This is a genomic window from Actinoplanes sp. G11-F43, from assembly GCF_050589265.1.
Classification (GTDB): Bacteria; Actinomycetota; Actinomycetes; order Mycobacteriales; family Micromonosporaceae; genus Actinoplanes.
This window is the reverse complement of record NZ_JBNZCE010000001.1, coordinates 12,760-25,058: the sequence shown is the minus strand read 5'-3', so window position 1 is coordinate 25,058 and position 12,299 is coordinate 12,760. Positions and strand designations below refer to the sequence as shown.

Below are 12,299 nucleotides of genomic sequence, written 5' to 3'. Positions count from 1 at the left end.
CTTACTCGGTGACCCCGACGCCGAGCAATAATCATCGGCGGGATCGGGACCAAGAAGGTCCCACTAATCTTGGACTTGCAAACGACCTGGTCACAGGCCTGGAAAGTGGAGCCCAGGGGACTTGAACCCCTAACCCCCGCCTTGCAAAGGCGGTGCTCTGCCAGTTGAGCTAGGGCCCCGTGACCCGCGACTAGCGCAGGTCAGGAGCAGTGGTGGCCTCGTGCCACAGGGCACGCTCGTCGCTGGAGGCCTTGACCTTCTTGACCACCAGGGCCGCCACACCGACGACACCCGCGATGATGAGGAGCTTCTTCAGCACTGAACTACACCCCTTTGCAGCGACTAAACGAAGACTACTCGAACCACGGACGCCATCCGCAAGCGAAAGGCCGACGGTGGTCACCGTGATGCGGGGTCTCCGGGGGCTCGGCCCCCGGAGCAGAAAGACGAGTGACCCCGGTCCGCGCTCTCCGCGGACAGGGGTCACCTGTCGCTCGTGGGGCTAGATGGAATCGAACCATCGACCTCAGAGTTATCAGCTCTGCGCTCTAACCGACTGAGCTATAGCCCCTCACCTGCGGAAGGAACATTACCGCATCGGGTCGCGGGGCTCCAAAGCGGGGTCCCCGCAACCCGATGGCGAAACGTCAGTCCCGCTCGGCCAGCGTCAGCTCGATGCCGCCGACCAGGTCGGCGCACACGTTGTAGATGAACGCGCTCAGCGTGGCCAGCGCGGTGAACAGCACCACGTTGACCGCGCCGATCAGCATCGACGTGCCGATGACGCCCCAGGCGGTGATCCGGAAGGTGCCACCGGTGGCGCTCTCCGTGCCGCCGCTGGCGGTCACCAGGTCCTGGAGGTTGCCGTTGACCGAGCTCCACACACCCATCGTGTCGAGGGCGAGGTAGAGCACCGAGGTCGCGACGACGACCACGATGAAGAGCACGATCGACACCGCGAACGCGAACTTCATCACCGACCACGGGTCGATCCGCTTGAGGTTGAGCCGGGCGCGGCGCGGGCCGCGCGCGGCGGCCGACGACACGGTGGACCGTGCCGACCGGACCGCCTCGGAGACACGGGCCGCTCCGACCGCTGCGGCACCGCCGGCGGCCGGGGCCGCCGTGGTGGTGCCACCGGTCCGCTGCTTGGCGGCGCCGGGCGCGGGCGGCGTCACGGTCGCCGACGCGGCGGCGGGCCGTGCCGTGGCCGGCGGGCTGCCGGGCGTGGTCGATCCGGTGGTGCTGCCCGGTGTGCGGCCGGGGGTCGTCCCCGGAGCCGCACCCTTACCCTTGGTGACGACCGGCACCGAGGCCGAGCCCTTCACCGGCGGCTGTCCGCCGCCTGGCCGCTTGTCCGCGCCGTCGGTGCTGCCGGCCGCGGGTTCACCGGGCGGCGGCGCCATGCCCGGCGCCCTGGTGAACTTCGGCGGGGACGGGGCATCGGCGGGTACAGAGGCGCGCCCCGTGGTCTCACGCCCGTTCGGTGCGGCAGTGTCCTTCTTCGCCGCATCGTCCGGAGTCGCTGAGGTCCCCGTGCCCCCCGACTTCGCCTGTGTCTCCGGCATCAACTAGTCCTGTTCGTCAGGCTCGTCGGCATTGCGAGCAAGCGCCACGATGGTTACACCTTCTGGGAGGTCCATCAGCTTGACCCCCATTGTGTTCCGATCCCGTGTGCGCCGTACAGGCTTCACGGGAGTCCGGATGACACCACCATTGCTGGTGATGGCAAACAGTTCATCCTCCGGGCTGATCACCAGAGCGCCGACAAGTCCACCACGACGCTCAGTGATCTTGGCGGTCAGCACCCCCTTGCCACCACGGCCCTGCACCGGATACTCCTCGATGGGCGTCCGCTTCGCATACCCACCATCGGTGGCGACCAACACATCCATGTCGGGTCGAACCACCTCCATGGCGAGAAGCTCATCGGCCTCACCGAACCGCATACCGATCACACCGGACGTCGCACGGCCCATCGGCCGTAGCGCCTCGTCAGTGGCATTGAAGCGGATGGCCTGGGCTTTCTTGGAGACGAGCAGCAGATCGTCCTCCGGAGCCGCCAGCGCAGCGCCCACCAATTCGTCATCCTCCCGCAGGTTGATGGCGATGATGCCACCGCTGCGGTTGGAGTCAAATTCGTCCAGGCGCGTCTTCTTCACGAGCCCATTCTTAGTGGCGAGCACAAGGTAGGGCGCGACCTCGTAGTTCGGGATCTGGATGATCTGCGCGATCTGCTCATCCGGCTGGAAGGCCAGCAGGTTCGCGACGTGCTGTCCCTTGGCCACCCGGCTCGACTCGGGCAGTTCGTACGCCTTCGCCCGATATACCCGGCCCTTGTTCGTGAAGAACAGGATCCAATCGTGGGTCGAGATCACGAAGAAGTGCGAAACGATGTCGTCCTGTCGCAGCGTGGCACCGCTGACGCCCTTACCGCCGCGCTTCTGAGACCGGTACAGATCGGTCTTCGTGCGCTTCGCATATCCAGTACGTGTGATCGTCACCACAACGTCCTCGCGCGCGATGAGGTCCTCCATCGAGACCTCGCCGTCGAACGGGATGATCTGGGTACGCCGCTCGTCACCGAACTTCGCGACGACCTCGGCCAGCTCCTCGGAGACGATCGCCCGCTGCCGCTCCGGCTTGGCGAGGATGTCCTTGAAGTCGGCGATCTCCAGCTCGATCTTCGCCAGCTCGTCGACGATCCGCTGCCGCTCCAGGGCGGCGAGCCGGCGCAGCTGCATGTCGAGGATCGCGGTCGCCTGGACCTCGTCCACGTCGAGCAGCTGCATCAGGCCCTGACGGGAGTCCTCGACCGTGGGCGAGCGCCGGATCAGGGCGATGACCTCGTCCAGCATGTCCAGCGCCTTGGCCAGACCGCGCAGGATGTGCGCCCGCTCCTCGGCCTTGCGCAGCCGGTAGGCGGTCCGCCGCTGGATGACCTCGATCTGGTGGTCGACGTAGTAGCGGATGAACTGCGCCAGGTTGAGCGTGCGCGGCACCCCGTCCACGATCGCCAGCATGTTGGCGCCGAACGTCTCCTGCAGCTGGGTGTGCTTGTAGAGGTTGTTCAGCACCACCTTGGCGACCGCGTCGCGCTTCAGGACCAGGATCAACCGCATGCCGGTACGGCCGGAGGACTCGTCCCGGATGTCGGCGATGCCGGTGAGCTTGCCTTCCTTGACCAGCTCGGCGATGCGCTCGGCGAGGTTGTCCGGGTTCACCTGGTACGGCAGCTCGGTCACCACGAGACACGGCCGGCCGCGGGTGTCCTCCTCGACCTCGACCACCGCGCGCATCCGGATCGAGCCACGGCCGGTCCGGTACGCGTCGTTGATCGCCGACTGGCCGACGATCAGGCCCTTGGTCGGGAAGTCCGGGCCCTTGACGAGCTCGATCATCGCTTCCAGTGCGGTCGCCTCGTCCGACTCGGGGTTGTCGAGCTGCCACTGGACGGCGCTGGCGATCTCGCCCAGGTTGTGCGGCGGGATCTTGGTGGCCATCCCGACCGCGATGCCCTCGGAGCCGTTGACCAGCAGGTTCGGGAACCGGGCCGGCAGGATCGTCGGCTCCTTGGTGCGCCCGTCGTAGTTGTCCTGCATGTCGACGGTGTCCTCGTCGATGTCCCGCAGCATCTCCATCGCCAGCGGGGACAGCTTCGCCTCGGTGTAGCGCATGGCGGCGGGCGGGTCGTTACCCGGCGAGCCGAAGTTGCCGTTGCTGTCGATCAGCGGGTAGCGCAGCGACCAGCGCTGCCCCATGCGCACCAGGGCGTCGTAGATCGACGAGTCGCCGTGCGGGTGGTAGTTGCCCATCACGTCACCGACGATGCGGGCGCACTTGACGTAACCGCGGTCGGGACGGAAGCCGGCGTCGTACATCGCGTAAAGGATCTTGCGGTGCACCGGCTTGAGGCCGTCCCGGACGTCGGGCAGCGCACGACCGACGATGACGCTCATCGCGTAGTCGAGGTACGACCGCTGCATCTCGACTTCGAGGCCGACCGGCTCGATGCGCTGTGAGACGCTGCCGCCGGTATCGGCCGGGGTCTCGTCGCCGCCGGGGGGCTCGGGAGTGTCAGTCACTTTTAACCCTTACTCAAGGTGATTCCGGGCAAATACTGCCGAAACTGGCATAAGGCTGTGGATAACACTGTGGAAAGTGGCCACACGCTGTGGATACGGCCCTCGAAACTTAAATGTCGAGGAACCTGACGTCCTTGGCGTTGCGCTGGATGAAGGACCGGCGGGCCTCCACGTCCTCGCCCATCAACACACTGAACAGCTCGTCCGCCACCGCGGCGTCGTCGAGCGTCACCTGGCGCAGCGTCCGGGTGTCCGGGTTCATCGTGGTGTCCCAGAGCTCGTCGTAGTTCATCTCGCCGAGACCCTTGAACCGCTGGATGTCGTCCGGCTTGGCGTTCGGCTTCTTCTGCTGGCGCAGGGCGATCAGACCGTCACGCTCGCGATCGGAGTAGGCGTACTGCGCGTCGTCGCCCCGCTTGTTCCACTTGAGCTTGTAGAGCGGCGGGGACGCGAGGTAGACGTGGCCCAGCTCGACCATCGGCCGCATGAAGCGGAACAGCAGGGTGAGCAGCAGCGTCTGGATGTGCTGGCCGTCGACGTCGGCGTCGGCCATCAGAATGATCTTGTGGTACCGCAGCTTCGCGATGTCGAACTCGTCGTGGATGCCGGTGCCCATGGCCGTGATCAGCGCCTGGACCTCGTTGTTCTTCAGCACCCGGTCGATCCGGGCCTTCTCCACGTTGAGGATCTTGCCGCGGATCGGCAGGATCGCCTGGATCCGGCTCTCCCGCCCGGACTTGGCCGAGCCACCGGCCGAGTCGCCCTCGACGATGAACAGCTCGGTCTCGCGCGGGTCGGTGGACTGGCAGTCGGCCAGCTTGCCGGGCATCGAGCCGGACTCCAGCAGCGACTTGCGCCGGGCCAGCTTGCGGGCCTGCTGGGCGGCGATCCGGGCGCGGGCCGCCTGATCCGCCTTCGTGATGATCATCTTGGCGTCCGCCGGGTTGCGGTCGAACCAGTCGGCGAGCTGCTCGTTCGCGACCTTCTGCACGAAGCTCTTCATGTCGGTGTTGCCGAGCTTCGTCTTGGTCTGGCCCTCGAACTGCGGGTTGGCCAGCGTCACCGAGATGATCGCGGCGAGACCCTCACGAATGTCCTCACCGGACAGTTTCTGGTCGCCCTTGAGGAATTTCTTCTCGATGCCGTAGCGGTTGACGATGCTGGTCAGCGCGGCCCGGAAGCCCTCTTCGTGCGTGCCGCCCTCATGCGTGTTGATGCGGTTGGCGAAGGTGTAGACCGACTCGCCGTACGACTCGTTCCACTGCATCGCGATCTCCAGGCCCATGCCCTCCTCGGGCACGTCGGCCTCGAACTGGATCACGGTCTTGTGGATGGCGCTCTTGCTGGCGTTGAGGTGCCGCACGAAGTCGGCGATGCCGTCCTCGTACATGAAGGAGACGCTGCGCGCCTCACCGTTCTCGTCCAGCTGGTCCGGCCGCTGGTCGGTGTAGTTGATGGTGAGTGCGCGGTTCAGGAACGCCATCTCCTGGAGCCGGCGGTAGATGGTCTGGTAGTCGAACGCGACCGTCTCGAAGATCTCCGGGTCCGGCCAGAACTGCACGGTCGAGCCGAGCTTGTCGGTCGGCTCGCCCTTCACCAGCTCGCCGGGCACCGAGTACTCGTACTTCTGCCGCCACCAGAAGCCGTCCTTCTGGATCTCGACGGCCATCCGCGTCGAGAGCGCGTTCACCACCGAGACGCCGACCCCGTGCAGACCACCGGACACCTTGTACGCCTGGCCGTCGAACTTGCCACCGGCGTGCAGCACGGTCAGCGCGACCTCGACACCCGGCTTCTTCAGGGTCGGGTGCAGGTCGACCGGGAAGCCACGGCCGTTGTCGGTGACCGAGACACCGCCGTCCGGCAGCAGGACGACGTCGATGGTGTCGCAGTACCCGGCCAGCGCCTCGTCGACGGCGTTGTCCACAACCTCCCAGACCAGGTGGTGCAGACCGCGCTCACCGGTGGAACCGATGTACATACCGGGACGCTTGCGGACCGCTTCCAGGCCTTCGAGCACGGTGATGGAGCCGGCACCGTACTCCTGCTGATTCTCAGACACCCTCGGCCACTTTCTCGTGCCGGGCCGGTGTGGCCCCGCTACGGGGTTGGCGAGCCCTCGACGGCGGCCGGCAGCACACGGGAGACCAGGGATGACACCGCGAGAAGGATGCGGACCACCGGTGGAACCGTGCGCGCCGGTCGCCGCGGACGGCCCGCGGATCGTGATCGGCTGGAAAAACCGCATAGCGTGACGATGAGGGATGGCCCGGTGGCCCTCCGCAACGTCAAGCACAGTTTTCCCGGTCGCCGTCGATTCTACTCCGCCGGACCGAATCGGCGAGGGTCCGGCACCCCTTCCGGGTGCCTGAGACTGCCGTAGCGCGACTTGAGGCGCTACCCACGTAATCCCCTACACGGCACAGCCGCCCCGTGCAATGGCAAACGCTGCGGCAGTTCCGGCCCTCGGGCGCGCCTGCGGTGCCCGGCCCACACTCACTGCGACACTGCTCGACAACGTCGCGGGCCTGTGTCGTAACCTCGCCCGCGGGCCGGAGACGGCCAGGCGGTCGCAGGGCAGGTCGAGGAGGGGTGGCCCCGGATGGCGCACGACAAGGGCCTGGACAACGTCGCGGTGCACTGGCCGCGGACGAACCAGTACTACGACCCGGTGGCTCCCGCCGAGTTCGTCGACTTCGGGGCGATCGCCGACCGGCCGGAGATCGCGGCACCCACCGGCGCGCTGGCGTTGCACGTCGCCAAGACCGGCACGGTGCGTGCCACCGCGTACACCGAACTGGTTGATCTTCTGCTTGGTCTGGAAGGTGTGCTCTACGCCACCGACGCCGCGGCCGAGGACGAGGACCCGGTGATCGACCCGGACGGCTGCGCGTGGATCGCCGGCGGTCTGGAGCGGTTCGTCGAGGGTCACGAGAAGTTCGGTGACCTGGTCACCTTCGACACCGTCACCGAGGTGCTGCGGACCGCGATCTCGGCCGGCCGGCTCCCCGAGCAGCAGCTGCGATGGCTGGACCAACGGCTCGCGGCTCTGCGTGACGACGCCGGGAACTCGCCGCACTGGAGCTTCGCGCGCACCGAGCTGGCCGTGCTGGCCGGGTTCTACCGCCGGTGCGCGGAGCGGGGTTTCGCGGTCTTCGCCGATTACTGAGCCCGATTGCTGATCCCGGCTACTGAGCCCGGCTACTGAGCCTGACTACCGAGGCCGGCGCCGGTCACTGGGGCTTTCGCGGGTGGCGGATCAGCCAGCTGACGCCACCCGCCACGGCGATCAGGACGAACACCGAGCCGACCCAGAAGATCCGGGTACGGTCCTCGACCTCGCGATGCATCCGGGCCAGCATCTCGTTGCCGTCACAGGACGACGTCGCGCCGCCGACCGAGTAAACCTGGTAGCGCCCGCCCTCGACGAACTCGTATCCACAGGACGCCGAGTCCTTGGCAGTGACTAGTGTCACTCTTTTGCCGGGATCGCCCTTGAGGACCGACTCGACGGCGAACTCGACCTCCGTGTCCGGGCCGATCCAGTCGCCGTCCACCTCCTCGACCACACCCACGAACGCCAGCTCGGCCCGCTCCAACCGATCGAAGCCACCCGCACACGAGCACGCCCACGCGGGGCTCGCCACCACCGGTAACGGGGCGAGCACGAGCAGCAGCAGGACGACGACACGGCGCAGAAGCGAGACCATGCTTCTTCAGACGTTTGTCAGGGCCGATCGGTTTCAGCCGTACGTATCTCGTGGCCCCCGGCCCTGCACCCGCCGCGGCCCCCGGTTCCACGACGGCGCCGCCGGCCCGTGGATGTTCAGCCTGGTCACCACGTTGTGGCCGACCTCCCCGGCGATCTTGCGAAGCAGAGTCGCGGTCAACATCCGCAGCTGGGTGGCCCAGGCGGTGGACTCCGCCTCGACGGTCAGCACCCCGCCCTCGATCTTGATCGGGCGGCTGTGCGCGGCGATGTCCGGCCCGACCACCTTCTCCCACGCCCCGAAGACGGTGGCCTCCGCCTTCGGCTTCTCCCAGCCCCGCGCCCTGACCAGGCGCTCCAGCATGGCACCGAACAGCTGGGGATCACGCGGGTCCGGCCCCGGCCCGGAGTAGCCGCGCAACCGCCGGCCACTGCCCTGACCACTTCCGGTCTTCCGGCGCGGTGCCCGGGCGGCGTCCCGGCGGCGAGCCAGCGCGGCGTCCAGCACCGCCCGCGCCAGTTCCGGACCGGCCAGGTCGCCGTTGTCCACAGGCTGTGGATCCGGTTCCGCCGTACGCCCGGACCGCTCAGAGCCCCCAGGACCGCCCTGGATCTCTCGGTCCTCATCCATCCCAGCCCACAGGTCGTTACGGGCCTCCACGAAGCGCTGAGGCCGGTCAGCCGACCCGTCGGGTGGCAACTCAGGGGACACGGGTCACCGATCCTGTCGTCACGTCGTAGCGCGCGCCGAGCAGACTCGCCGGCACGTCCTCCGGAACCGCACACGTCACCAGCAACTGTCCCGCGTCCGAGACCAGACCCGCCAGCCTCTCCCGGCGCGCCGTGTCCAACTCGGCGAACACGTCGTCGAGCACCAGCACCGGCTCGATGCCGTCCGACCGCAGCAGGTCGTAGGCGGCCAGCCGCAGCGCCAGCGCGAACGACCAGGACTCGCCGTGGCTCGCGTACCCCTTGACCGGCAGATCACCCAGGCTCAGCGCCAGATCGTCACGGTGCGGCCCGACCAGCGTGGTGCCGCGCTCGGTCTCGGCCACCCGGCGCTCCTCCAGCCGGGCCAGGATCGCCGCCTCCAGCGCCGGACGATCGACCGGCAGGGCATCACCCAACCGCGAGGCGTACGTGATCGTCGCCGCACCCCGGCCGGCCGCCACCGCGTCGTACGCCTTCGTCAGGTGCGGAGCCAGCGCCGACGTCAGCTCCAGCCGGCCGGCCAGCAGCTCCGCCCCGTGATGGGCCAGATGGTGATCCCAGACCGCCAGTGTCGACAGGTCCTGGCCACGAGTCCCGCCCACCTTGCGATTCAGGTAGGCGTTGCGCAGCAGAGCGTTCCGCTGCTTGATCACCCGGTCGTAGTCGGCGCGCACCCCCGCGTACCGCGGCTGGCGGGCCACCAGCAGATCGTCCAGGTACCGCCGGCGCTCCGACGGATCGCCCCGAACCAGCTCCAGGTCCTCCGGGGCGAACAGCACCATCCGCAGCGCGCCCAGCACGTCCCGGGGCCGGCGCACCGGCGAGCGGTTCAGCCGGGCCCGGTTCGCCCGGCCCGGCACGATCTCCAGCTCCACCAGCAGCTCACGGCCGTCGTGGACGAGAGCGCAGCGAACCACCGCCGAGGTCGCCCCCCGCCGCACCAGCGGAGCGTCGGTGGCCACCCGGTGACTGTCCAGAGTGGCCACGTAACCCAGGGCCTCGATCAGGTTCGTCTTGCCCATGCCGTTCTGCCCGACCAGCACGGACACGCCGGGATCGAGATCGACCGCCACCCGCTCATAGCTTCGGAAGTCGGTGAGCTCGACCCGGCGTACGTGCATGGATCAGCGCTTGACGGCGTGTCCACCGAACTGCTGGCGCAGCGCGGCGACCGCCTTCATGGCCGGCGAGTCCTCCTGGCGGGACTCGAAACGGGTGAAGATCGACGCGGCCAGGACATGCGCCGGTACGGCCAGACGCACCGCCTCGTCGACGGTCCACCGGCCCTCGCCGGTGTCCTCCACGTAGCCCTTGAGGTTGGCCAGCGTCGGGTCCTCGTCCAGCGCCCGGTCCAGCAGATCCAGCAGCCAGGACTTGACGACGCTGCCCTCACGCCAGCTCTTGATGACCGCCGGCACGTCGTGGACCAGCTCGGACGCCAGGAGGATCTCGTACCCCTCGCCGTACGCCTGCATCATCCCGTACTCGATGCCGTTGTGGATCATCTTGGCGTAGTGGCCGGCGCCGTGCGTGCCGGCGTGCGCGAAGCCGAACTCACCGGCCGGCTTGAGCGCCTCGAAGATCGGCTTGCAGTGCTCCACCTGCTCGGCGTCACCGCCGACCATCAGCGCGTAGCCGTTGGTGATGCCCCACACGCCGCCCGACACACCGACGTCCAGGTAGTGGATGCCCTTGGCCTTGAGCCGCTCGGCCCGCGGACCGTCGTCGGTGAACTTCGAGTTGCCGCCGTCGATGATGATGTCGCCGGCCTCGAGGACCTCGGCGAGCTGGTTGATCGTGTCCTCGGTGATCTTGCCGGCCGGCACCATGGTCCAGACGACACGCGGCCCCGCCAGCTTCTCGGCCAGCTCGGCCAGGTTGGCGACGTCACTCTTGTCCGGGTTGTGGTCGAATCCGACGACCTCGTGCCCCGCTGCACGCAGTCGTTCCCGCATGTTGCCACCCATGCGGCCGAGACCGATCAGGCCGAGTTGCATGGTGATCTCCCTAGATGAGCGATTGGTTCAAGCTCAGTATCAGCGAGTCACCCGGATCGGCATGATCAGATAGCGGTAACCCGGGATGATTTCGCCGCTTTCGCCAGCGGGGGAGATCACAGCCGGCTTGAACGCGTCGACGAACGCGAACACCGCCGTCGGCGACCCCAGGTTCTGCAGACCGTCGATCAGGTACTGCGGGTTGAAGCCGATCGTCAGCGGCTCACCGGTGAACGCCGCCTCGGCCGCCTCGCTGGCCCGCGCCTCCTCGGTGCCACCCGCCTCGACCACCACGCCGTCCTCGCTGAAGCTCAGCAGCACCGGGGTCTGGCGCTCGGCCACCAGGGCGACCCGTCGGACCACCTCCACCAGAGCCGACACCGCCACCCGGGCCTCGGCGTTGTGCGACGCCGGGAACAGCGAACGCACCGGCGGGTAGTTCGCCCCGTCTAGCAGACGGCTCGTCGTCCGGCGGGCGCCACCGGCGAAACCGATCATGCCCTCACCGGCGCTGCCCTGCGCCAGAGCCAGCGTCACCGCACCGCCCGCCGGGCCCAGCGCCTTCGCCGTGTCGTTCAGGGTCTTCGCCGGCACCAGCGCGTTCAGGCTGATCTCCGGGTCGTCCGGGCTCCACTCGATCTCCCGCATGGCCAGCCGGTACCGGTCGGTCGCCAGCAGCGCCATCGTCGAACCGTTCAACTCCAGGCGCACACCCGTCATCATCGGCAGGGTCTCGTCCCGACCTGCGGCGATCGCGACCTGGGAAACCGCTGAGGCGAACGTCGAGGCGTCGACAGTGCCCGCGCTGGACGGCATGTCCGGCAGCGACGGGTAGTCCTCCACAGGCATCGTCGGCAGGGTGAACCGCGCGCTGCCGCAGACCAGCTCGAGATGCGCGCCGACCGCGGCGATGTCCACCGGCTTGCCCGGCAGGGCCTTGGTGATCTCGGCGAGCAGACGGCCGGAGACCAGTGCGGCCCCGTCGGCGTCGGCCTGCACCTCGACACTCACCTGGCTGGAGACCTCGTAGTCGAAGCCGGACACCTGCAGGCGCCCGTTGGCGACCCGGAGCATCACCCCGGCGAGAACCGGCACCGAGGGCCGGCTCGGCAGGCTCTTGGCTGTCCACGCCACGGCGTCGGCGAGCGCGTCACGCTCCACCCGGAACTTCATGCTGTCCTCCGCGATGCGTCCTCATACAGGGGCATGGACCCCACTGAACTCTATGGCTCCGGCGGTGCTGATGCGTGCCCGGCCCTGGTCCGGCTTCTTACACCGCCGAGGGCGAGGACTCCAACTCTCCGAGCCCCTGCTTCCCGGTGCTTGGTGAACCTCGACCGAGGCGAACCTCGAACCGAGCCTCCAACCTTCCACAACGCTGATGATTGGTTTTTGTTCTCTTAGAAGAGATAACTAGTCGTCTTCATCGGGGCTGTGTGTTCTGTGGAAAACCGGCGTTTGTGCTGGTGAGAGAGTTATCCACGTGTGATTCACATGTGGGAAACCCGGGTATAACTCGGGGTCTCTGTCCACAGCGATGATCGTTCCCCAGGGTTATCCACCGTTGTCCACAGGCTGTCCCCAGGCTATCCACCGGTTTTATCCCCCGGCCTGTGCATAACGCAGGGACGGTCCTGACTCGTCGTCCCCAGAACCTTCAACAGGATATCCACAGGCTTCCACAGGCTGTGAGATCAACTACGACCCTCTGTGTCTGTCCACATCGATTTCCACAGAGTTGATGCACATCTGTGGATAACCGGGTCGGGAGATATCCACCGCCTGGGGATCCAGCCT

General features: G+C 67.6%; 10 protein-coding genes and 2 tRNA genes. 1 reads left to right on the top strand and 11 read right to left on the bottom strand.

Annotated features, from left to right (window positions below):
• Positions 1-106 precede the first annotated feature (106 nt).
• The 6 genes from ACQ0O7_RS00110 to gyrB form a co-directional block, all read right to left on the bottom strand.
• Positions 107-179, bottom strand: a tRNA-Ala gene (locus ACQ0O7_RS00110).
• Between the two features lie 11 nt (positions 180-190).
• Positions 191-319 (bottom strand): DLW-39 family protein, encoded by a 129-nt coding sequence (locus tag ACQ0O7_RS00105; RefSeq protein ID WP_211304171.1) that lies wholly within the window; start codon positions 317-319, stop codon positions 191-193.
• Between the two features lie 178 nt (positions 320-497).
• Positions 498-571, bottom strand: a tRNA-Ile gene (locus tag ACQ0O7_RS00100).
• A gap of 76 nt (positions 572-647) precedes the next feature.
• Positions 648-1,568, bottom strand: a complete 921-nt coding sequence (locus ACQ0O7_RS00095) for a DUF3566 domain-containing protein (protein ID WP_430779618.1) — start codon at positions 1,566-1,568, stop codon at positions 648-650.
• A 3-nt stretch (positions 1,569-1,571) separates the two neighbouring features.
• Positions 1,572-4,085 carry a DNA gyrase subunit A gene (gyrA, locus tag ACQ0O7_RS00090; RefSeq protein ID WP_430779617.1) on the bottom strand — a complete coding sequence of 838 codons (2,514 nt, stop codon included), beginning with the start codon at positions 4,083-4,085 and terminating at the stop codon, positions 1,572-1,574.
• A 109-nt stretch (positions 4,086-4,194) separates the two neighbouring features.
• Positions 4,195-6,147, bottom strand: coding sequence for a DNA topoisomerase (ATP-hydrolyzing) subunit B (gene gyrB, locus ACQ0O7_RS00085; RefSeq protein ID WP_430779616.1), 1,953 nt, complete (start codon positions 6,145-6,147; stop codon positions 4,195-4,197).
• Positions 6,148-6,687: 540 nt separating this feature from the next.
• On the opposite strand from gyrB, the gene ACQ0O7_RS00080 reads away from it, so the two are divergent.
• Positions 6,688-7,254 (top strand): hypothetical protein, encoded by a 567-nt coding sequence (locus ACQ0O7_RS00080; protein WP_430779615.1) that lies wholly within the window; start codon positions 6,688-6,690, stop codon positions 7,252-7,254.
• Positions 7,255-7,318: 64 nt separating this feature from the next.
• On the opposite strand, the gene ACQ0O7_RS00075 is transcribed toward ACQ0O7_RS00080, so the two are convergent.
• The 5 genes from ACQ0O7_RS00075 to dnaN all read right to left on the bottom strand — a co-directional run bounded on the left by ACQ0O7_RS00075 (position 7,319) and on the right by dnaN (position 11,675).
• Positions 7,319-7,795, bottom strand: coding sequence for a hypothetical protein (locus ACQ0O7_RS00075; RefSeq protein WP_430779614.1), 477 nt, complete (start codon positions 7,793-7,795; stop codon positions 7,319-7,321).
• Between the two features lie 33 nt (positions 7,796-7,828).
• On the bottom strand, positions 7,829-8,344 hold the full coding sequence (locus tag ACQ0O7_RS00070) for a DUF721 domain-containing protein (protein WP_430779613.1): 516 nt from the start codon (positions 8,342-8,344) through the stop codon (positions 7,829-7,831).
• A 151-nt stretch (positions 8,345-8,495) separates the two neighbouring features.
• Entirely contained in the window at positions 8,496-9,626 is a 1,131-nt protein-coding gene (gene recF / locus ACQ0O7_RS00065) for a DNA replication/repair protein RecF (protein ID WP_430779612.1), read from the bottom strand.
• Positions 9,627-9,629: 3 nt separating this feature from the next.
• Positions 9,630-10,502: a phosphogluconate dehydrogenase (NAD(+)-dependent, decarboxylating) gene (gene gnd, locus ACQ0O7_RS00060; protein ID WP_430779611.1), complete on the bottom strand. Its 873-nt coding sequence runs from the start codon at positions 10,500-10,502 to the stop codon at positions 9,630-9,632.
• Positions 10,503-10,541: 39 nt separating this feature from the next.
• Positions 10,542-11,675, bottom strand: coding sequence for a DNA polymerase III subunit beta (gene dnaN / locus ACQ0O7_RS00055; protein WP_430779609.1), 1,134 nt, complete (start codon positions 11,673-11,675; stop codon positions 10,542-10,544).
• Between the last annotated feature and the right edge of the window lie 624 nt (positions 11,676-12,299).